Here is a 21,038-nt window from a genome sequence, read left to right as displayed (position 1 = left end):
CGTCAAGAACCGAAGGTTCTGGCTGCCTTGAACGCCCAACGGGCCGGAGGGTTGGCTGAGGATGGTGCTGATTTTGCTCCGTCGGCAAAGCCAGTTTTTTGCTGCGGGGTATACAGCGTTTCACGCGCATCCCCTCGATCAGGCAAACACCATCCCCACCCAAACCCTCCCCTTGAAGGGGAGGGTTTTTTACGGCTTTCGTGGATTTGATGAGCATCCCGACAGACGCGCAAAGCCCGTCCAGATGAGGCGGTTCGAATGCAAAGCCGCGCGATGCCGTTTGCATACTGCGCGGCCGCCGTGGCGATCTGATACCCGATCACCCCGCTTGACCGGCGCCTACGCGCAACGCATCGGTTACGCCGTCATCCGCCCGCCGGCACCAGCCGCAACTGATGGGCCGCGACACCCGGCAGCAGCGGCGTCGGCTTGCCATCGACCCAGTCGGCGTGTCCTGCGCCGTGAAACGGTGACAGCGGATGGCCGCTCTGGCCGCCGGGCATGTTGAGATAGCTCTGGTCCTCGTGGCCCGGCGAGATCGCAAAGCGTTCCGAGGCACCGAAATCCAGGCGCTGCACGCGCGGCATGTTGTGGTCGCCGCTGAGCGTATCGGCCGGCATGTCGAGCCAGCGGCCGAGAAAACCCGGCAGCGCGCGCGATAGCGGGTGGCGGATGCGTGCCGGATTGCGCGCGCCCCAGCCGACCAGCGTGCTGTTGCCGGCAGTGTCCTTGAGCGCGGCGCGCGCGGCCGCGAGCAGCAACGCATTCCAGTCGGCGTAGCGCGGATCGAGCAGGTGTAGCGGTCTTTCCTGCAGCAGGCTCCAGACCGGTGCCTCGTAACCCTGCGCCGAGGGCAGTTCGAAGTCGGTGTGGCGTGCCTTGGCCAGCGCTTCGAACGGTGCCAGCGTCGCGGCGATGGCGCGCTGGCGGAATTCGCGCACGACGCTGTAGTCGACGGCACCCGTGCCGGCGTGGCCGCTCCAGCCCGCGCTGATGCGCTTGAGTTCGGCGAGATCCGCCTCGGTGTTGCCGGCCAGCGTCGCGGCAAGCAACTGCTGCCAGCGTTGCAGGAACACGGCGCGGTCGTCGAGCTGTATCGCGAGCAGGTCTTCGGGCGCGAAGCGCGCTTTTGCGCGCAGGCCGTCGCGGATCTGCTGCTGGCGTGCACCGAGGTCATAGCCGCCGTCGCCCTGCAGCGCGAGCCAGTCGCCGTCCACGGTGCGCGCGTTCGCGCTCCACAGGCGCGCATCCGGCGGATCGAGCAGGCGCGGAAAGTCGGCTGTCTCGACCCAGCCCTGCCAGCCGCGGCCGGGTTCGCTCCAGCTGGCCGGCAGGCTCGCGTCGATGCCGGCACGCCGCGGCAGGCCGTTGCCGGTCAAAGTCCAGCCGATATGGCCGGCGCTGTCGCCGACGACGAAGTTCTGCACCGGCATGCCGATGCCGGGTGCAATGGCGAGCGCCGCCTCGGCGCTGCGCACGGTTTCCAGTTTCAACAAATCCAGGTTGATCACGCGCGGCCGATGCGCGGTCCAGGCCAGCGCCAGCGGCGTGCCGTCGACGTCGCGGGCCATCAGCGGCCCCCAGCGCGTCTCGTCGACGAGCAGGGTTTCCTGCGGCTTGCCGTCGACCTCGATGACCTCGGCGTGACGGACCAGATTGTCCCAGCCTTCGGGTGTGCGGTAGCGCGTCGGATCGGCCGGGTCGAGTTCGACGCGTACCCAGTCGAGCCAGTCGCCGTAGCTGTTGGTATAGCCCCAGGCAACGTGGCCGTTCGAACCGGCGAGCAGGGCCGGCGCGCCGGGCAGGGTCAGGCCGTTGAGGTCGATCGTGCGTGCCGGGTCGGCGGGATCCGGATAGCGCAGCCGCGCGCGGAACCAGATGTTGGGCACGCGCAAGCCGAGGTGCATGTCATCGGCGACGAGGGCGGCCCCGTTGTGCGTCAGCGCGCCGCCGACGGCGAAGTTGTTGCTGCCGGCGCGCAGGCCCAGGTCCTCGGCCGCGAGCGTGGCGAATGGGGCGTAGTCCTGCGGCAACGCGGCGCCGCGGCGCAGGTCGAACACGTCGCTCGGGGGGATAGCGACTGGCGCCAGCGCCTCGCCGCGCAGCGGCGCGTCCCAGCTCGACCCGGGCTGCACGAGAAACCGGAACAGCGGCTCGGGCACGCTGTCCTTGAGGCGCGCGAGATTGAGTTCGCGCTTGTTCGTGCCGTCGCCGTTCAGGTCGAAGAACATGGCGTAGATGACGAGCGGTGTGTCCTCGCTGGTCCAGGCGCGCGGTGCCTGGCGCAGCAGCAGGTATTCCCAGGGACGCACGTTCAGCGCGGCAAGGCCGTAGTTGACGCCGTCGCGGTACGCATCCAGCAGCGCCTTCTGCTCCGGCGGCAGATTCGCGATCGCATCGCCTGCGCGGCTGCGGAAGCGGTGTATCCGGTGGCGCCGGTCCAGCGGCAGCGCGACCTCGCCGAACAGCTCGGCCAGTTCGCCCGCAGCGGCGCGGCGCAGCAGATCCATCTGGAAATAGCGCTCCTGCGCGTGCACGTAGCCCAGGCTGTAGGCGAGGTCGCGCCGGTTCGACGCGACCAGCGTCGCGGTGCCGAGCGTATCGCGCTCGACCAGAACGGGCTGCCCGACGCCGACCGGCTGCTCGCCGTCGAGCCTCGCGAGGCTGCCCCAGAGCAGCACGAACACGGCCGCGACGCTGGCGAACAGCAGGACGAGCAAGTATTTCAGCAGGCGACGCAGCAGGCGCATGACAGGTTCCGGCAATGAGGCAGGCAAGGGGGAGGGCGCGGTTCTGACACACGCACCGCAATTGAACCGCTGAGCAGAATGGGGCGAGCGTTTGCTATCTGGAGCCCTCTCGAGGCCGACGGACCGAACCGGCCAACGGCTTGCGCAGCACGCGTTTGGCGAGGTTGTGGAGATCGGGTGCAGGTCGTAAGGGCGTCATTCCGCACGTGTAAAGGGCGTCCTATTGAGCCGCACGCTGCCGCTGGCGCGACTGCGCCGCGACCAGCGCGTCGTCGGCCATTGCCGGCTCCAGCGCCACGCCGGCGCGGTTGGCGCGCAGCAGTGGCGGGCAGTTCACGAGCAGGGTTTCGATCACGGCCTGCTGCAGCCGCGTGTAATACGGCTGGTGGTGGTAGTGCAGGAACACCGGCACGTCGATGGGCATGAAACCGGGCACGATGCGCACCGGCAGCGACGGGTCGAGCAGGTGTACCGGAACCACTGCGCGGCCCACACCCTCGGCGACCGCGTCGATGAGGCCGTAGATATCGTCGAAATACGCGCGCTCCATGCGCGGCACGGTGGAGCCGGTCTGGCTCAGGAAAAATTTCTCGGTGAAGTTGTCGCGCGGATCGTGGTCGATATAGCAGGCGTCGCGGCCCGTATGCACAGACGATTCGATCAGCACGTCGCGTTCGATGCCGATCTGTACGTTCTCGATCCCGGCGCGTTCGCACTCCGACAGGCTGACGCAGAAATCCACCTTGCCGGCGATCAGCATCTCGTGCAGCGCTTCCACTTCGGCCTTGAACGCGTGGCAGGACAGCTTGGGCGCGCCGCGCAGCAGCTGGGCCAGCGCCGGCAGCACGACGGAGCGCAGCGCCGAGGAAAACGTGACCACGCGGAAGAAGCCGGCGAGCTGGCCGGTACGGTCGCCGACCAGGCTGGCCAGCAGTTCGGTTTCCTGGTGTTCCAGCGCGGCGCCGTAACGCTGCAGCGTACGGCCCGACTCGGTCAGCTCCAGCGAGCCGTACTGGCGGATCAGCAGCGCATGGCCGAGCAGCGATTCCAGGTTCTGGATGCGCTTGGTCAGTGCCGGCTGGGTGATGTGCAGCAGGTCGGCCGCGCGTGAGAAATTCAGCTCGCGCGCCAGCACGAGAAACGATTCCAGCAAGGGCGAGGACAGCGGAAGGCGCATCGGTTTGGCAGTCCTTGCATGAACTCCCGCACACTATAACGTCAGGTTATCGCGGGCTGTACCAGCTTTCATTGGTCGGCGCTCGTGGCCCTGTGTCACTGTACAAATCGGGGCCTGTCAATGGCGAGGGATGCAATGCCTGCTTCGAATCTTGCGCGAGTTCTTCCGTTCGGCCGACGCGATGTCGAGCGACCGGCCACTGCCGGCGGCAGCGAACCGACCGAGGTACTGATCCGGCGCGTTCGATCCGGCGAGGGGGTCGCCCGCGACGCGCTGATGCGCCGCTTCCTGCCGCTGTTGCGCCAATGGGCGCACGGCCGCCTGCCGCGCGCCGCGCGCGACCTGCACGAGACCGAAGACCTCGTGCAACTGGCCCTGATGCGCGCGCTGCGCCAGATCGACCATTTCGAATGCGAAGGCCCGGGCAGCTTCCTCGCCTACCTGCGCCAGATCCTGTTGAACCAGGTGCGCGACGAGGTGCGCCGCCTGATGCGCCGGCCCGAGTCCTCCGAACTCGATACGGAAATGGCCGACAGCGACCTGCCGTCGCCGGTCGAACAACTCGTCGGCCACGAACGCCTGCGCGCCTACGAGACCGCGCTGGCCAGCCTGCCCAAGCGCCAGCAGGGTCTGGTCGTCATGCGCCTGGAGTTCGGCATGAGCTATCCGGAGATCGCGACCGAAGTCGGCGGCACGCCGGATGCGGTCCGCGTGATGGTGGCGCGGGCGCTGGTGCAGTTGGCTACGGCGCTGAAGCCGCACCAGGGGTAGGTGGCTGGGCGCTGGCCGGGTTTGTCTTGTCGCCCTCGGCGATGGCTTCGCGCTGGTTTCAGCGAAGTGCTTTCGATCGCCTGCGGCGCTCGACCTACTCTTTCTTTGCGGTGTGCAAAGAAAGAGTAGGCAGAAAGAAACACACCCCAGAAGCCGCGGTCTACGGGCATCCTGCCCTTCGACTGCGCGAGGCATTCCGGGGGTTCGTCGACGGCACATCCTGTGCCGACGCCGAACTCGCGCACATCCCTGTGCGCGACCCGCGCGATGCGCGGGCTGATCCCTCCATGCCTCGCCGCGGCTTATGGGGCCCCGGGGTGAAGCGGCGCGCATCCATGCGCGCAGAAGCAACGGCCGAAGCAAGATCACGGGCAACGGCAACGGCAACGGCAACGGCGGTGGCAGTGGCAGTGGCAATGGCAATGGCAATGGCGGAGCTGCGGCGATTGCGGAGGACCGCGTCGGCAACGGATGTTGCGCAGCAGCCATGATGCCGCGACGTTTCGCGGATGAGGCGCCGCTCGCGGCAAGGAATGTAGAAAGCGATCCCACCAAATGCGTGACGAGATTCACGAAGCAGACCCCGTACGTGTTCTGATAAGACCCCTGCCGTCGTTGGATGGTGGGTCGCCCGCACAGCACGGGCAGGGGATTTCCATGACGGGCGATAAGCAGGATCTCGAAAAGATCGCGGCCGGCATTGCCGACGACGCGGCGCTGGACTGGCGCCTGCTGGCGAAGCTTGATCCCGGCGCGGCGGAAGCGGGCGACGGGCTGCGCGAGCTGTCGCAGCTGGCGCAGGTATTCCGCGGTCTGCAACTCAAGCCGGAGCGCTCGGCGCCGGATCCGGTGCAGTTCCGGTTTGCGGGGCTCGATGTGCTGCAGCAGCTCGGCCGCGGCGCCCAGGGCGAAGTCTGGCGCGCGTACGACCCGATGCTCGACCAGGAGGTCGCGCTGAAGCTGCGCCATGTGGATTCGGACACCCTGTCGCACCATTTCCTCGCCGAAGGCCGCCGCCTGGCCAAGCTGCGCCATCCGAACATCGTCAGCGTCTACGGCGCGGCGGCGCAGGACGGTCGCGTCGGGCTGTGGACCGAGCTGGTGCGCGGGCGCAGCCTGGCCGAAGTGCTGCAGGCCGACGGCGAGTTCAGCGCGGTCGATGCGGTGCAGATCGGCATCGAGCTATGCCGGGGACTCGCCGCCGTGCATCGCGTCGGACTGACCCACGGCGACGTCAAGGCCGAGAACGTGCTGCGCGACGTCAGCGGCCGCGTCGTGCTGGCGGATTTCGGTGCGGCGCGGGAATTCGAGCGCTGCGGCGCGTTCGATCCCGTGTCCGGTACGCGCCAGTACCTCGCGCCCGAAGTGCTGGCCGGCGACAGTGCGAGCCCAGCGTCGGACCAGTTCGCCGTGGGCGTGCTGCTGTACCGGCTGCTGACCGGACGCTATCCGTACGCCGCCGACGACCTCGCCGGCCTGCGCCTGCAGCAGGTAGCGGAATCGCGCCGGCCACTGCGCGAATGGCGCCCCGATCTGCCGCGCGCGCTGGCGCGGGCGGTCGAGCGCGCCCTGGCGCCGGATCCGGCGCGGCGCCATGCCGGCGTGCTCGTGCTGCTGGCCGCGCTGGAAGCGTCGTTGCGGCCGTGGCGCATGCAGCCGCTGCATTGGGCCGGGCTGGCGGCGCTGGTCGTGCTGAGTCTCGCGGCCTTGTTCTGGCGCGCCATGCCGGCGCCGCTGTTCAAGCTGGAAAGCGGCTTTTTCCGCGATACCGCGGGCCAGCGCGAACGGCTGGCCGACGGCACGCCGATCGCCGTGGGCGACCGGCTGCGCCTGGAAATCGCGGCGGCGCAGCCGACCTGGATCTACGTGTTCAACGACGACGGCGCGGCCGATCCGGCCGTGCTGTTCCCGCTGCCGGGCATCGCGCCGGCCAATCCGCTGCCGCCCGGCAAGCGTTGGCAGTTGCCGGGTCATGACGGCGTGACCGCGCTGAGCTGGCAGGTCGATCGTGAAGCGGCCAGCGACACCTTCGTCGTGGTCGCGTCGGCAGAGCCCCTGACGAGCGTGGAGGACAGCATCGTGCAGTGGCGCCGTGCGGTCAGTCCGGATGCGGCGCTGGTCGCGCGCGGCGTCGGGCGCCTGGCGCCGGTGACCACGCCGACGGCGACGGGTGGCGCCGGCCTTGCGGCGCTGCTGCAGCGCATCGGTTGCGACGGCGCGACGCCGACGCTGCGCTGTGAACGTTTCGAGTTTCCTCACACGCGCCGGTAGGCGAAGATCCGCACGGTCGCCACGGTGCCGCGTCGAGCGGTGCCGGTGTTGTCGCGCCGAGGCGCTTGCCCCAAGGATCACCGCATGCCGTGCCGCTGGATCGCTGTGCTGTTCGCCGTGTTGCTCACGCCACTGGCGCGGGCCGGCACGCTCGCCGACATGGATGCGTTGATTCCGTCGGAAGGCTATGCCCAGGCCAAGTCGCTCGGCGTCGCCGCGCTGGCCAATGCGCGCGAGCACGATGCGGTGGTGGAACTGCTGTTCAATCTCGTGCTCGAAAGCCCGGCGGATTTCAGCGAAGCGGAGTGGACCGCGTGGCGCGACGAACTGCAGCGTCGTCGCGCTGCGGACGATGCGAATGCGCGTTCGCTCGCGACGCTCGCGATGTGGCGCGCGCAGCAGGCGTTCGCGGCGCACGAGCGCGACGCGGCCACGGCCGGCGTCGACGAAGCACTGCGGCGCCTGCGCGAGGGCACCGGGCGTATCGCGCTGGCCGAGCACGTCTATGTCCTCACGCTCGCCGCGCAAATCCGCGGCCTGCACGGCGACTATGCCCAGGGCGCGAAGCTCGCCGCCGAGGCCGTCGCGCTGCCGTCGCCGCGCAGCATGCTCGAGCGTGTGCGCCGCCTGCGCGCGCTGTATTTCAACGCGCTGTTCGAGGACCGGCTCGGCCACTACGACACGGCCCTCGCGCTCGCGCGAAAAGGCATTGCCGAATCCGAACAGCTCGGCGTGCCGGACAATGCCTTCCGCCGGCGCCTGGTCGGCGCGCTCAGCGAGAGCCTGATCTCGCGCGGCGACTTCACGGCGGTGCGTGACCTCATGCGGCCCGAGCTCGAACGCCTGCGCAGCCTGCCCGAGCCGCCCCGGCGCGAGCTGGCGATGGCGCTGGGACATCTCGCCGAAGCCGAGCGCCAGCTCGGCAATCGCGAAGGGGCGCTCGCGCTGTGGCGCGAATCGGCCCAGGCCGCCGCTGGCGACCCGGCGGTCGTGGCCTCGGGCAGCTACGCGGCGATCCTCGGCAACCTCGGCATGCTGGCCTACGAGCTGCAGCGCTACGAGGAGGCCGACGAGGCGATGAGCCAGAACCTGGGCCTGCTCGAGAAACGCTTCGGCGGCGACAGCGCGCGCGTAGTGCCGCCGCTGATCAACGCCGGCGAAATCGCCTACGAGCGCAACCTGCTCGACGAAGCCGAAGCGCGGTTTCGCCGCGCGCTCGCGATCGTCGCCACGCAGCTTGGCCCGGCGCACGTGGAAGGCGCGCCCGCGCTGCGCGGCCTCGCCCGTGTGCTGCTGCGCCGCGGGGACGCGGCCGGCGCGGCACAGATGCTCACGGGCGCCGTCGCGCAGCAGGAAGCCGCCGCCGGCACCGGCCACCCGCAACTGCTCGCCTGGCGCTGCGATCTCGCCGAGGCGCAGGCGCGCAGCGGTGATCGCCCGGGCGCGTTCGACAATGCGCTGCTGGTCGAGCAGCGCCGCAGCCGTCTCGTCGCGAGCGTCGCACCGATGCTCGGCGAAACGCAGGCGCTGGAATTCAAGCGTGGCCTCGCGCGCTGCAGCGAGCGCCTGCTCGCGCTGGCGGCGGAAGGCAACGACGCACAGCAGATCGCCGCCGCCTGGAACGAAATCGCGGCGGCGCGGGGCCTCGCGACGCGTCTGGCCGGGCAGCGCATGGCGCATCTGCGCCGCCATCTCGATGCGCCTGCGCAGCTGCGCTGGGACCGCTGGTCCAAGGCCGCGACCGACTACGCGGATGCCTTGCGCGGCGGTGCCGACGCGGCAACGCTGGCCGGCCTGCGGCGCGAGCTCGACACCGCGGTCGAGGCGCTCGGCGACGGCGCGCCGCTGCAGGCTTTGCAGCGCGCGCCCATCGCGGATCTGCTCGCGCGGCTGCCGCCGCAGACCGGCCTGGTCGCGTTCGCGAGCGGTGCCGGCGTGGCCCAGCCCACGCTCTACGCATTCGTGGCCGAACCCGGCCAGTCGCCACGGCTGCTCGCACTCGGCGACGTCGCGGCGCTGGAGGCGCGCGGCGAGCGCTGGTACCGACTCATGCGCGAGCCTGGCCGCGACGACGAACTGCGCGAAGCCGGCCTCGCCGTGCGCACGCACCTGTTCGACGCGCTCAAGCTCACGCGCCATGACGGCCGCCTGTTCGTCGTCGCCGACGCGGTCGTGCATCGCCTGAATTTCGCCGCGCTGCCGGATGCGGACGGCTATCTGATCGAGCGCGGCCTGCGCCTGCACCTGCTCGAGACCGAGCACGATCTCGCCGTGTCGACGGCAGCACCGCCGCGCGACGGACTGCTGTTGCTCGGCGTGCCGGAACTGGCCCGCAGCGACGCGACCGCGCTCGGCCGCCTGCGCGGCGGCTGTCCCGAACTCGGCAGTGCGTTCGAGCCGCTGCCGGGCGCCGAGCGCGAGATCGACACGCTGGCCGGCGTGTCTCGTGCAGCCGGTATCGAGGACGTGGTTGCGCTCAAGGGCACCGCCGCGACCGCGACGGCACTGCGTCGGGCCGCGCCGCAGTCGAACATTATCCATTTTGCGACACACGCGTTCGAGATCGGCGCGGACTGCGCGCAGCGCAGCGCGACCACGAGCAGCAACACCACGCGCCGCGGCGTCGGCCTGCGCCGCGACGTGCCCGACAGCGCCGCGAGCGCCAGCGCGGTGCTCGCGCGCGAAGCGGGCCTGGTGCTCAGCGGCGAGCGCGGCAGCAACGGCCTGCTGCTCGGCGCCGACGTCAGTACGCTGTCGCTCGACGGCGTCGGCTGGGTCGTGCTGTCGGCCTGCGACACCGGCCTCGGCGCGCGTCTCGACGACGAAGGTGTCTTCGGCCTGCGCCGCGCGTTCCGCCTCGCCGGTGCACGCACCGTGCTCATGAGTCTGTGGCCCGTCGACGACGCGGCCACATCCGCCTGGATGGAAGCGCTGTACCGCGCGCGCCTGGAACGCAAGCGCGACACGGTCGACGCGGTCGCCGACGCGGACCTCGCGGTTCTCGCGTCACGGCGCGAGCGCGGCGAGTCGCTGCATCCGTTCTACTGGGCGGGATTCGTGGCGGCGGGGGATTGGCGCTGAAAGAGACTATTCGTCTCGGGTGAGCCTGCCCATACGCCGGCGCGGTGGTGCGCGGCCACGTTCGTCTTCCCCGCAACAGATCTGCGCTGGAGTGTCGATTCGGCGCGCCGGGCGCCACGCTGAAAAGACCGGGCTTGTTCAATCCGGAATGGATCGCGTCTGCGTGCAATCCACTCCTATTCGTCAGGTATCACCGCCTGCGCTACAGCAGTTCCAGTGCGGCTTTCCCTTCGGACACGACCTCCGTTGCCAGCTTCTGGTCCATGGGCGCGAGCTTGTCCTTGTTCTCCCTGGCAAGCGCAAGTAGGTAGCTATCCGTCACCCGGCTGTGGCTTGACAGAAGCGCCGGATCGACCAGGTTGCTCTGGACGAGGCTGATGCCATCAGCCCAAAAGGCGTGTCCAGGCAAGCTGCGGATGGCCGACAGGGCAGTTGCGACAACGCTCGGAGGCCCAGGCGAGTTCGGATACTTGGGATGGCCCACGATCCGCAACAGGCCGTTCTCGGTGATGGGGCGAGTGGCGAATGCCTTGTGGCCGACTCGCTCGAATCATTGATGGGCTTGATCGTGCTGAACGTGCGCCGGATCGATGAGCGCAATGAGTACGTTGACATCCAGCAGAAAGCGAGTCACGACGGCTCGTCGCGCAGCTGGTTGACGAGTTCCAGCGTTACCGGCACGGCGGCTTTGCGACTCGGCAGCAGAGGAATTCCGTTGCGCTCGGTCGTGCTGCCTCGCGCGCGGCGAGTCAGCCCTTGGCGCGCGAGCATCGAGATCACTTCCCCAACGCTTTTGTGTTCTCGCTCCGCAAGGTGCCTGGCTGCAGCCAGGACGTCGTCGTCAATGGCAAGCGTGGTTCGCATGGCGTGGCTCCAAACTACATTGTGCCGAACATCGTACATCGCGCATCAACGCCGCCGGCAGCGCTGAACCCCGCCGTTTCCCCCAGCGTTGAAGGCAGGTTCGACGCGGTGGCCCGGAGCGAAGCGAGCGGCGCACGCAGACGGACTGGCATACGTGGGCAATACTGTCGTCCGCACGCATCTCCCGGAAAGGCAAGCTCCACGATGAAATCCCGTCTCGAAACCGTATTGCGCCCGGTCGTAAGGCTGCTGCCGGCGCTGTGGCGCGTACGGCTGCGGCGCTGGTGGTATGCCGGGGTCAACACCGGCAACGGCTATGACGCGCGGGTACGCCAGGAAGTCTCGCGTTTTTCCGGCGAGGAGGTCATTCACGATCTGCCGCCGATCTGCCATTACTGGTCCCACACGTATCTGCGCCCGTTGTTCGAGCAGTTCGGCTTTTCCTATCCGGAGGATTTCTTCGCCCTGCAGATCGAGCGCAAGGCCGCTGCGGTCGGCCGGCCCGTGAGCATCGTGAGCATCGGTGCCGGCAACTGCGAAAGCGAGGCGACGATCGCGAAGCTGCTGCTCGAACGCGGCGTCCGCGATTTCACGATCACCTGCGTGGATATCACCGATGCGATGCTCGAGCGAGGGCAGCGCCTGATGGAGAGCGAGGGAATCGCCGGCCATTTCCGCTTCGTCAGCGCCGACTTCAATCGCTGGAAACCGTCGGAAACCTGCGACGTCGTCATCGCGAACCAGAGCCTGCACCACGTCACGAACCTGGAAGGCCTGTTCGATGCCATCCATGAGGCCATCGGCGACGACGGTATCTTCGTGACCTCGGACATGATCGGTCGCAATGGCCATATGCGATGGCCCGAAGCGCTCGCGATCGTGCAGGAGTTCTGGCAGGAACTGCCGAAGGCGTATCGCTACAACCGCCAGCTGCGCCGGAACGAATCCCGCTTCGGCAACTGGGATTGTTCGACCGAGGGTTTCGAAGGCATCCGTGCCCAGGACATCCTGCCGCTCGCCGTCGCGAAGTTCGGCTTCGACGTGTTTCTTGCCTACGGAAACCTCATCGATCCTTTCGTCGATCGCAGCTTCGGTCCAAATTTTGATGCCAAACAAGACTGGGACCGCGACTTCATCGATCGCGTCCACGCGCGCGATGAAGCGGAAATGCTGGCTGGAACCATCTCACCGACGCATATGCTGGCGGTGATGCGGCGAGACCGCAGCGTGAAGCCGGTAGTGTGGCGGCACATGACGCCGGAGTTCTGTCTGCGTCGGGGCTAGGCCAGGCTGGCGCAGCGATCAGCGACCAGGCGCCCACGAGCTACACCAGTTGTCCGAAGACGCACAAAATTCAGTGCCCGGCATCAGTGCACCTTGCTTCGTCACCGGAACCAGCTCGAGCACCCAGTGATACTCCCCATCCTGAGTCGGCGTTGCCCGTGACCAGCCCCACGAAACGGAGACTGAATCTGACTCCGAGACGAACGGCGCAATGGCGTGGCGAGGAAACAGCTTCTCATTCACCACCCCCGACTTGGGGCGAAGGAAATAGCCCATCTTTCGCATCGTTGCGGTGTTGACGCCCTGGCCCTCGAGTTGAACGGACAGGAGACCGAGCCCGTCACAGGATGTTCCGCCGCCCATTGATGGAACAAAGTTCAGCGACTTCACCAGGATCCGGCCCGTGCCCTGAGCTTCCCTGAGCGGCCGATTGACACGGAACTCCCGGGAAGCGGACAAGCTGCACGACGACGCAAAGTCGGCGAACGTCAAGAGCGCTACCGCGACAATCGCATGCTTCATGGTGAGATCTAACACTCGAATTGACCCGGATCCGTAAAGCGGCTTCGGCGTCGTGCACTATGCCTGAAAATCACTCAGCAGCGACTGAAATTCAGTCATCGATGATTACCGCGGTACTCAACAGTGACTGAATTCCACTCGTCGATGGGTGGCTTCCACCCGCCGGCGAAAGAAAGTCCGTCATCGCTGACTGATTTTCAGTCGTCGGTGAGTATCGGTGCACTCAACGATGACTGATCGTCAGTGGACGATGGTTGCCGCGCCTTCGTCGCCGACTGCGGGCCAGTCATGCATGGCTGATATTCAGTCAACGATGAGTGGCAATCAGTCATGCATGAGTGGCAATCAGTCATCGCCGGTTGGCAGGATTCGCCGCGTACCCCGCCGACGGGCCGCCCCGCTTGCGCCGCTGTACCGGCAGGGCGTGCGGTGCAGGGGGAACCGGAGCCGGATTCCACAGTAGGCATCTACCCGATGCCGCGGTACCGTCGTTCCGCGCAACGTGACTGAAACGCCGGAGCGGCGTGGCGCCGCCCCGGCAGCGAGGAACTTACGGGCCCTTGCTGAAATGAGCTTCCAGCATCCCGCGCACATCGCGCGAAAGCAGCGCCACCGCTTCCACCATCCCGAAATGCGAGCGCGCATCCGCGTCATCCAGCTGCGCCATGGCCAGCGTGCCGCAGAGTTCCTGGATGGCCGTGATGCGATCCATGATTTCCTCCTGCAACGCCTCACGCTGCGCCGGTGTATCGAGCACATACGCAAACAGCACCGGCTGGCAGGCTGGCAATTCGCGGGGCAGGGGATAGAACGAACTGTGGCGGGTCATGGCGCGCGCCTCCCGGACACGGGAACAACGCCGCCAATGCGGACAAGGCAACAAAGACAAGGCTCAATGCCGCCAACTGCAGACCGATTTTCCATGACAACTCCCTTTGCGTGGAGTCGCCACCCGGAACGGCGAAAAGGGTGGCGAACGGTGTGCGGGCTGGCAGGACCGGACAAAGGAGCCGGCGAGCCTTGCGGCTCCCCGCACACCGCCCGCCAGAAAACGGCAGACCACGCTGCACGAATTTCGGGCGTAAAAAAACGCCGGCGTTCAGTGCGGCGCTGTGTGCGCCTTTGTATGCGAGCTGCCAGGCCCGGTTGCCGAATTGGCGGCAACGGGCGGATTGTTTACTTGGCAGCAGGCGGCGTCAAGGGCGCGGATTTGTCCCGTGGTGGGTGAACAGAATGCATTGTGGAAGTTGATCGTCGCACTCACGGCGGGCGGGAGTGGCAGTGCGAGTCCCGCTAGGCAGCGAAAGGTTCACGCCAAGGCCGGCGCCCCTGGCTCATGCGACCACGAGCCAGATTCCGCTTGATGTCACCTGAGGAAGCAGTGTGCCAGCGCCCCAGGAAGGGGGGGTGGCGCCGACCAGAGCGGATGTTGTGGAATTCTAAGTGAGAGGATTTGCGCTGTCGAAGCAGACAAGATCTGGCTGAGGGCGTTCGGAATTCCGCACGCGTTGCGTGGACACGCAGTCAACGAGGTACACGATTGCAGTTCACGGCATGCGCGCTGCACCCGAGCAATAAAGAACTTGGCTGTGTTCGATGGCGTAAAGCAGCATCTATTCCTCATCATCATGCTAGGACTGCGCTACGTGTACGCCTAGCTCGAAAAGCTGATCCGGATACATTCAAGGAGATTATTTTAGCGGCGCGTGCGGCTGCTTCCGGCTATCGCCCATAATTCGAGCTGTTGCCCTAGCCATGCAGGGTGTCCGGATGGCTTCGGTGACGCGTGCATTGTGGCCAGTAGATCCTTCGGCCTTGAGCTGCTCGTGCAGCCGTCTGGCCGTGCGGCGTTGCGAGCGCGGCCGCCGCGCACCAACCTCCAGGGCGTGGCGTAGCCAGGCCTCGAACACGCCCAGATTTTTGCTCTCCGGCGTGCGCTTGTACTTCATCTCCCGTCGCGTTGGCTCGCGCAGCCACGCCTTAATCGTGTTGCGAGACAGGCTCGTCCGCCGCGCGATCTCACTAATCGATAACCCGTCCTGCAACCTCAGCCGCCGAGCCGCGCCATCCCAGCGATTCGGCCGGAATCGATCCGACCGGACAGGCGCCCACGAAGCGCGTCCGTGATAGCCGCGACAACAGTCTCGCGCTATTCTCGTCAGACAGGCTTTCCGGCCTGTTATACCTTTTGTCGCGCCACCGAAACGGCGCCCGCACAAGGAGTGCCGCACCGCATGAAAGCCGACATCGCAAGAATCGTCGACGATCCGATCCTTGAACGCCTCGACGAGCAGGTCCGCGCGGAAGAAGCTCTGATCGCCGCCGCAGGTCTCGAAACGAACCGCAGCGGCGCTACGGCGGCGCTAGACCACGATCCCGCTCCGTATGACCTTGCGGCCGAAGCGCCGCGTGCGCTGTCGCTGCCCAAGTTGCTGGAGCTGACCGGCGCAAAAATGCCTGACGGCGTCGCCGCGACCATCGGCAACTACCGGCCGATCGTCCTGCTACACGGACTGACACCGTTCCATCGGCAGGGGGCGCGTCCTCGCGAAATCTGGGGCATGGGTTACCAGGCGACGCTGCTCAAATGCGACGACGCGCGCACGGTCGCCTACGAGCCCGGCAACAACACCATCAAGGTTGCCGACGTCAATCAGTCACTCGCGTTCGATGTCGCGATCGACGGCCGCATCGAAGCGGCGGACCAAGGCGCGGCGGGCATGCCGCTGCTGCCGGGCCTGACCGTGTCGGCCAGTACGCGCCAGGGTTTCGCGCTGTCGTTGCACATCGAATGGGCGGCGGTCGAGGTACAGGCCGGCCCAATCGGCGCGGGCGGCGTCCGCTGGAACCTGTATCGCCAGCAGCAGCGCCTGGACCGGCATTGCCGGTTCATCCAGACCGCGCTCGTTCCCACTGCTGCGAAAAGCCTGACGATCGAATTGCGAACCTGGGTTCGCCGCCGCGGCGGATTCTTCGGTGTGTTCGGTACGCGCGAATGGAGCCCGCCACCGCAGACCTTCAAGCTCGCGATCGAAACGACGCGATAACGATGCAAGCGCCGAGCGACGAGAACCTGCTTGAGCGCTTGGTCGCCGCGCGGCCCGTCGACCGGGAGGCGCTGCTCGCGATCGAACCGCGCTACGGGTCGCCAACGTTCATAGCTGCGATCTTCGAGGCGCTCGTGCGTGATGCGCAACTGCTGCCGGTGGCGCACGAGGTACTTCGACACGGCGCCCAGCATGAACCGTCGTTGCTGCCCCTGTACGCGCGCCTCGCGCTGATGCTTTGCCAGCACGCGAGCGATGCCGGCGACGACGACGCCAGCCTGGAAATCCTGCACCAGCTAGAACAGTGCGCGCACCGACACGACGACGACGACCTGCTGCTGTCGGTGCACATCAATCGTGCGCAGCTGGCGGCGATCAGCGGCGATCTGGCGCAGGCCATGCAAGCCGGCGATGATCTTGTCCGCTCGCTCGCCAGGCACATGGCCGATGGCGCCGATGCCGTCCTGCCGCCCGAACCGCGGAGTCTCGCCGCGGCCGCGCTGGGGCAGATCGCGCGGCGTGCCTACTACGAGCGCGACGATACGGCGGCCGCGATCCGCCTGGCCGAGGCGTCGCTGCGTGCCGAGCCAGACGCCGGTGCGCTGAACCTCGCGGCCATCGCGCACCTGCGCAGCGGGAATGCCGCACGGGCGCGCGCCCTGTTCGACGAATTGATCGCCTCGGAGGGGCCGACCGGGGCGCTGCTGCTTAATCTCGCGCAATGCCTGCGCCAGCTCGACGAGCCCGATGCCGCGATTGATGCGCTGCGCCAGGCATTCGCCCTCTCGCCCGACCAGGGGCACTACGCGGTGGCAGCGGTGCTCGCGCTGTGCTCCGCCGATCGCCTCGACGAGGCGGTGACGCTGATGCAAAGCGCGGTTCCCGCGTGCGAAGCGCAGATGCGCCGCGAAGCCGGCCGGCTGGTCACGACCAGCTTCGGCAAGGTACCGCTCGGGAACCTGCTCGCCGGTGCCTGGACCAGCATCGCCGCCACCGCGATCCGTTGCGGACGCCACGAAGCCGCGATCGCCTTCGTCGACGACCTCCTGGCGACCCGCGAAGACAACCTCGCCGCACCGGCGGCGTTTCTCCGAAGTTCCGCGCTGGTCGCGATGAAGCGGCCGGATGAGGCCCTGCGCACGCTCGACACGGCAATAGAAAACGACGGCACTGCCCTCGAACTGCGCCTGCTGCGCGCCGCGACGTGCCTCGACGGCGGAATGACCGAGCGGTCGCTCGGCGACATTGCCGTCGTCGTGCGCGACGGCGCGCGGGCGCTCGACGCGCTGCCGCTGCTGGAACGGATCGTCGCGGTGGCGCCGGGACATGCCGACGCGAGCAAATGGCTGGGGTGTGCGCTAGCTTACGATCCGGCGAATCTCGATCGCGCCATCTCGCTGCTCGACGAGGCGCTCGCGCGCGATCCGTCCGACGCGTACGCGCGTTGCCGTCGCGCGGTGTTGCGGATCATGCAGGGCCCCGACAGGGAACCGGAAACCAGAGACGTCGCGGAGGCGCTGGTCGAAATTTCCATTGCTTTCGCGCAGGCGCCCGACGACGGCGAAATCGCGCGCACATTGCGTTGGGTACTCGATCGCGTGACGGCCGATCCCGCGATGTTCGAGTGGTTGTTCAGCGTCGCGATCAAGCCCCCGTTCGGCATCGCCTTCAAGCTGCCGCAGATCTGGCAGGCCTGGCGACAGCAGCTGGAAGGCGAACGCGAAGGCATCGAGCGGAACTACGTGCGCGCCGTGGAACTGCTCGAAGGCGCGCAGCGCATGCTCGATGCCGCCGACATGCCGGCTTCCGCGAACCGGTTGAATCTGGATATCGCCGACAGCCTCATTCGCCAGGAGAAACTCCAGGAGGCGTTCGATCGCATCAGCGCCTACGAAGAGAACTATCTGGCGATCGCCCAGCGTCCCCTGACGAGACGGTTCGAACCCGACGTCGATGCGATGGAAGCCCGGTCGACGAGCGTATTGCGCAAGCCAGTGGTGCTGGAACTGGAGTTCATTTCGGTACAACTGTTCGCGCTCCACCGGCAGAGGCTGAAAAGCGCCGCGCTGCTCGCGGAATGTCATCGACGTACCGGAAACCTGGCCGCGGCGTTGCTGCTGGTGGCGACCGTCGAAGAGGCGCTGGAGGCGCTCGACGGCCGCGACGTGCTGCTGTTGAAAATCGCGCTCAATATGATTCCCCTGCTGCGCGACGCGAACGAGATCCCGCGCGCGCGACGCATGGCCGAGCGCATCAGTCCCCACGTGCAGGGCAACGAGGCAGGCGGCCTCGCGCTCACGTTAGGCACCTTGCTGACGCGTGAGGGCGACGTGGACGGCGCAATCGCGCACTACGAGCGGATTCTTCGCGATCCCGTCGAGGGATCGGCCAGGATGCGTGCGGAAATCGCCAAGCGTGCATCGCTGAATCTGGCCAGTCTCCTGTTGAACCGGAGCCAGGCAGAGCGCGCGTGGAATCTTGCCGAGCCGTATCTCGACGATCCCACGCACACGCCGCGCGACGCCATCGCGTTCGATGTGTTCGCGTCACAGGCGAAACGCGCGCTGCAACAGTCCGTCGTGGCCTGCGATTTCGCGCGCCGCGCGATCGGCCGCATCGTCGCGATACGAGAGGCCATGGCGCGGGCGGACGATCGGCTGTCGCTGATTCACGACCATGAAAACTATTTGAACACCGCGTTGAAGGCGCTGCTGGAAGCGGACGACGCGCAGGGCGTAATGACGGTCGTCGAAACGATGCGCGGCAGTTCCCTGATGGAAGAGATTCAAGCAAGACGATCGCCGGCGAGCGCGACGCTCGAGCCGGCGCTCGCGCGCTGCGCGCGCCTTGCCCGCATCCTCGACGCGCTCGTTCGCCTGCGCCGCGGCATTGCGCAGCTCGGCGACGACGTCGTCGATTCGGAAGCACTGCGCGATTTGCAGAAAGACGACCCGGCCCTGTCGGTACTGTCCGAGGCAGATATGTCGAAAGCCGCGGAGGCGCACGACGACGTACGCTCGCCGCCGATCACGCTGCGCGCGGACGCGCTCGACGCACAGATTAAGAACACCACCGACGTGCTGCGGGAGGCGCAGGCGCAGGTCGAACGGATACGCTTCGAATCACACCGTCGGGCGCCACGTCTTTGCGGGATTGAGGACATCCGCGACGCCTTGCGCGTGGCGAGCCCCGGCGAGCGCTGCTTTTTCGTCTCGCTGGTCGCCACCCACGACGAACTCTCGTTGCTATTCGTCTCCGATCACCTGGCGTCACCGCGTCTTTGCCACACCGGCATGTCCCCGACGTTGATCGAAGAATGCGCCGGAACGCCCCGCAGCGCAGGCGCGGCAGACGCGCTCGGTGCGCTGGTTGCACCGATCGTCGCGCAGACGCAACCGGGGGATCTGTTGATACTGAGCGTTCCGACGAGGTGGTCGCATCTACCGTTTCACGCCACCATCGTCGATGGAACGCCGCTCAACGCGCGCAACGCGATCGCCTACGTACCGAGCGCCACGGTGCTCGTGCACTGTCTGAGACTCACGCCTGCGCGGAGCGAGTCGATCGTCGTCGGTGATCCTTTGGGCGACTTGCCCAAGGCGCGCGACGAGGCGCACTTCGTGGGCGACATGCTGGGCGTCGAACCGCTGCTGGCGAGCTGGGCGACGGTAGAAACCTTGCGCCGCCGGCTCGCGACGGCGCCACCCGCGCACCTGCACCTGGCTTGCCACGGCGTGAGCGGCAATGCAGACGACGATCGCTGTGCGCTGCTGCTCGCACCAGCCGACGCGACCGACGACGGAATACTGGCGGCGCGGGCGATACGCGACCTGTCGCTGACCGGCACCCAGGCGGTGCTCAGTGCCTGCGATTCCGGTACGAGCGGCGCCAATACCTCGCTCGAACTCGGCGGCCTGCCGCGTGCATTCGTGGTTGCCGGCGCGCGCTGCGTTGTTGCCGCATTGTGGAAAGCCAACGACACTGCCGCTTGCCTGCTGATGCGCGAGTTCTATCGCCATCTTCCCCACGCTGGCGCAGCACGTGCGCTCGCACGTGCGCAGCAGTGGTTGCGAACTCAAACTGCCGCCGACATCGTTGCGTACTGCGAGCAGCTTCTGGTCGCCTCGCCGGCAGCCGACAGCCGGGCGCGTATACTGCTCGACCGCGCCATGGCGGAAGTGTCCGCGGACGATTACGCCGCCGCGGGGCTTACGCTGCATCGAATTCTTTCGGAAGCGGACGAACCCGTTGCGGCGCCGGAGATAGCGCGTGCGCGACAGATGCTGATCCTCATCGTCCAGCGCGGTGACCTGCCGCAGGCACCAGACTATCGGCGGCAAACGTTCGCCGACGCCTTCAATTGGGCGCCCTTCGTGCTGATTGGCGACTGGCGCTAGCGGATTTAAGTCCACGACCGCTCAAGCTGCGGTACTGGCTTATGGCTGGGCCAGAGGCAGGCAGAGGAATTGTGTCGATCGCCTTAGAATCGTGCAGCTGCCGCGCGTTGAGCCCGGCTGCCGCGATAGTGGCCCGTGCCCGCACTGCAGCGCCAGCATGAACGGTCCGCAGACAACTGAAAACCTCGTGCCGAAGTTTGACCTTCACAGGCTTCGTGTGTTGTCTGCCTCAGCCGTTCGGTTGGTGCAAGGTGTTCGGTGGGCTACGCAAGTTGATGCGAATCGGATTGCCCGACGTAAAAGCGTGGACGCGCTGGGTGTTTGCTACCTACAACCTTGTACGCATCGGCGGTCTGGAAGAGTGGTGGGAGCCAGCGCCAACCTGATACGAGGCGCAGCCACTGCCGCTGTCTCGATCAGGGCGGGCCAGCGCGATTGAGTACGTCAATCGCTCGGCGTGAAATGGGGTGATTCTCAACAGGCTGCTAGATGCGCCCGCAACGGTACTCGTCGAAAACGGGGTCAGGTTAACTTAGTTGCTTTATCCAAGAAGCTGTCCTGCCCGTTCATCGCGTCGTCTCAATCCGCTCCACGCCCTGCAGCCCACGCGGCAGCAGTCCGCCGCGGCCGGCGCGGTTGCCGCTGTATTCGACGAGGTCGGCCCAGCGCAGGGTGAGCTTGCGCGCGCAGGCGTAGAGGGTGACTTCGCCCTTGCCTTCAATCACGACGGTGATGCCGACGACGCGTTCGCCTTCGCCGAGCTTGGTCTTCGGGACCATCGCCACGTTCTTCGAGTAGCGGGGGGGGGGGGGGGGGGGGCGGCGCCCGGGCCGCCCCGCGCGGGGGCCGCCCGGCCGCGCGGGGGGGGGGGGGG

The 21,038-nt window shown here is 67.2% G+C and carries 13 protein-coding genes and 1 pseudogene; 6 read left to right on the top strand and 8 right to left on the bottom strand.

The features are described from left to right. Positions 1-365: 365 nt before the first annotated feature. Together RUU78_RS25560 and RUU78_RS25555 are read right to left on the bottom strand one after the other, a co-directional pair. Entirely contained in the window at positions 366-2,750 is a 2,385-nt protein-coding gene (locus RUU78_RS25560) for a penicillin acylase family protein (RefSeq protein WP_313920722.1), read from the bottom strand. Positions 2,751-2,970: 220 nt separating this feature from the next. Continuing rightward, positions 2,971-3,927: a LysR family transcriptional regulator gene (locus tag RUU78_RS25555; RefSeq protein ID WP_313920720.1), complete on the bottom strand. Its 957-nt coding sequence runs from the start codon at positions 3,925-3,927 to the stop codon at positions 2,971-2,973. Positions 3,928-4,062: 135 nt separating this feature from the next. On the opposite strand from RUU78_RS25555, the gene RUU78_RS25550 reads away from it, so the two are divergent. The 3 genes from RUU78_RS25550 to RUU78_RS25540 all read left to right on the top strand — a co-directional run bounded on the left by RUU78_RS25550 (position 4,063) and on the right by RUU78_RS25540 (position 10,050). Then, complete coding sequence (locus RUU78_RS25550) at positions 4,063-4,698, top strand: sigma-70 family RNA polymerase sigma factor (RefSeq protein WP_313920719.1); 636 nt, start codon at positions 4,063-4,065, stop codon at positions 4,696-4,698. A 657-nt stretch (positions 4,699-5,355) separates the two neighbouring features. Beyond that, entirely contained in the window at positions 5,356-6,969 is a 1,614-nt protein-coding gene (locus tag RUU78_RS25545; protein WP_313920718.1) for a protein kinase, read from the top strand. A gap of 84 nt (positions 6,970-7,053) precedes the next feature. Then, positions 7,054-10,050: a CHAT domain-containing tetratricopeptide repeat protein gene (locus tag RUU78_RS25540; protein ID WP_313920717.1), complete on the top strand. Its 2,997-nt coding sequence runs from the start codon at positions 7,054-7,056 to the stop codon at positions 10,048-10,050. Between the two features lie 202 nt (positions 10,051-10,252). Here RUU78_RS25540 and RUU78_RS25535 read toward each other — a convergent pair whose 3' ends face one another. Next, the gene (locus tag RUU78_RS25535) at positions 10,253-10,534 is read right to left on the bottom strand and encodes a hypothetical protein (protein ID WP_313920716.1); all 282 of its coding nucleotides are present in this window, start codon (positions 10,532-10,534) and stop codon (positions 10,253-10,255) included. Between the two features lie 146 nt (positions 10,535-10,680). Further along, positions 10,681-10,914, bottom strand: a complete 234-nt coding sequence (locus tag RUU78_RS25530) for a hypothetical protein (RefSeq protein WP_313920715.1) — start codon at positions 10,912-10,914, stop codon at positions 10,681-10,683. Between the two features lie 204 nt (positions 10,915-11,118). Here RUU78_RS25530 and RUU78_RS25525 point away from each other — a divergent pair, with 204 nt between their 5' ends. Beyond that, complete coding sequence (locus RUU78_RS25525; RefSeq protein WP_313920714.1) at positions 11,119-12,198, top strand: class I SAM-dependent methyltransferase; 1,080 nt, start codon at positions 11,119-11,121, stop codon at positions 12,196-12,198. 18 nt (positions 12,199-12,216) lie between these two features. Here the strand turns inward: RUU78_RS25525 and RUU78_RS25520 are convergent, their stop codons facing one another. The 3 genes from RUU78_RS25520 to RUU78_RS25510 all read right to left on the bottom strand — a co-directional run bounded on the left by RUU78_RS25520 (position 12,217) and on the right by RUU78_RS25510 (position 14,669). After that, entirely contained in the window at positions 12,217-12,720 is a 504-nt protein-coding gene (locus RUU78_RS25520; RefSeq protein ID WP_313920712.1) for a hypothetical protein, read from the bottom strand. A gap of 550 nt (positions 12,721-13,270) precedes the next feature. Next, positions 13,271-13,549 (bottom strand): hypothetical protein, encoded by a 279-nt coding sequence (locus RUU78_RS25515; RefSeq protein ID WP_313920710.1) that lies wholly within the window; start codon positions 13,547-13,549, stop codon positions 13,271-13,273. A gap of 862 nt (positions 13,550-14,411) precedes the next feature. Further along, positions 14,412-14,669 (bottom strand): hypothetical protein, encoded by a 258-nt coding sequence (locus RUU78_RS25510; RefSeq protein WP_313920709.1) that lies wholly within the window; start codon positions 14,667-14,669, stop codon positions 14,412-14,414. 285 nt (positions 14,670-14,954) lie between these two features. Between RUU78_RS25510 and RUU78_RS25505 the strand changes: the two genes are divergently transcribed. Both RUU78_RS25505 and RUU78_RS25500 read left to right on the top strand, forming a co-directional pair. Next, on the top strand, positions 14,955-15,767 hold the full coding sequence (locus tag RUU78_RS25505; RefSeq protein WP_313920707.1) for a hypothetical protein: 813 nt from the start codon (positions 14,955-14,957) through the stop codon (positions 15,765-15,767). 2 nt (positions 15,768-15,769) lie between these two features. After that, positions 15,770-20,164 carry a CHAT domain-containing protein gene (locus tag RUU78_RS25500; protein ID WP_313920705.1) on the top strand — a complete coding sequence of 1,465 codons (4,395 nt, stop codon included), beginning with the start codon at positions 15,770-15,772 and terminating at the stop codon, positions 20,162-20,164. A gap of 566 nt (positions 20,165-20,730) precedes the next feature. Here the strand turns inward: RUU78_RS25500 and RUU78_RS25495 are convergent. Then, positions 20,731-20,940, bottom strand: a pseudogene (locus RUU78_RS25495) (hypothetical protein); the annotation flags it as partial. Positions 20,941-21,038: the final 98 nt, after the last annotated feature.

The sequence above is a fragment of the Tahibacter sp. genome (assembly GCF_032229445.1).
In the GTDB taxonomy this organism is placed as follows: Bacteria; Pseudomonadota; Gammaproteobacteria; order Xanthomonadales; family Rhodanobacteraceae; genus Tahibacter.
This window is presented reverse-complemented; position numbering and strand designations above follow the sequence as displayed.

Excerpts from the sequence above, each read along its gene's own strand:
- RUU78_RS25560 (WP_313920722.1), bottom strand. The coding sequence starts at position 2,750 with ATGCGCCTGCTGCGTCGCCTGCTGAAATACTTGCTCGTCCTGCTGTTC.
- RUU78_RS25555 (WP_313920720.1), bottom strand. The coding sequence starts at position 3,927 with ATGCGCCTTCCGCTGTCCTCGCCCTTGCTGGAATCGTTTCTCGTGCTG.
- RUU78_RS25550 (WP_313920719.1), top strand. The coding sequence starts at position 4,063 with ATGCCTGCTTCGAATCTTGCGCGAGTTCTTCCGTTCGGCCGACGCGAT.
- RUU78_RS25545 (WP_313920718.1), top strand. The coding sequence starts at position 5,356 with ATGACGGGCGATAAGCAGGATCTCGAAAAGATCGCGGCCGGCATTGCC.
- RUU78_RS25540 (WP_313920717.1), top strand. The coding sequence starts at position 7,054 with ATGCCGTGCCGCTGGATCGCTGTGCTGTTCGCCGTGTTGCTCACGCCA.
- RUU78_RS25530 (WP_313920715.1), bottom strand. The coding sequence starts at position 10,914 with ATGCGAACCACGCTTGCCATTGACGACGACGTCCTGGCTGCAGCCAGG.
- RUU78_RS25525 (WP_313920714.1), top strand. The coding sequence starts at position 11,119 with ATGAAATCCCGTCTCGAAACCGTATTGCGCCCGGTCGTAAGGCTGCTG.
- RUU78_RS25520 (WP_313920712.1), bottom strand. The coding sequence starts at position 12,720 with ATGAAGCATGCGATTGTCGCGGTAGCGCTCTTGACGTTCGCCGACTTT.
- RUU78_RS25515 (WP_313920710.1), bottom strand. The coding sequence starts at position 13,549 with ATGACCCGCCACAGTTCGTTCTATCCCCTGCCCCGCGAATTGCCAGCC.
- RUU78_RS25510 (WP_313920709.1), bottom strand. The coding sequence starts at position 14,669 with ATGAAGTACAAGCGCACGCCGGAGAGCAAAAATCTGGGCGTGTTCGAG.
- RUU78_RS25505 (WP_313920707.1), top strand. The coding sequence starts at position 14,955 with ATGAAAGCCGACATCGCAAGAATCGTCGACGATCCGATCCTTGAACGC.
- RUU78_RS25500 (WP_313920705.1), top strand. The coding sequence starts at position 15,770 with ATGCAAGCGCCGAGCGACGAGAACCTGCTTGAGCGCTTGGTCGCCGCG.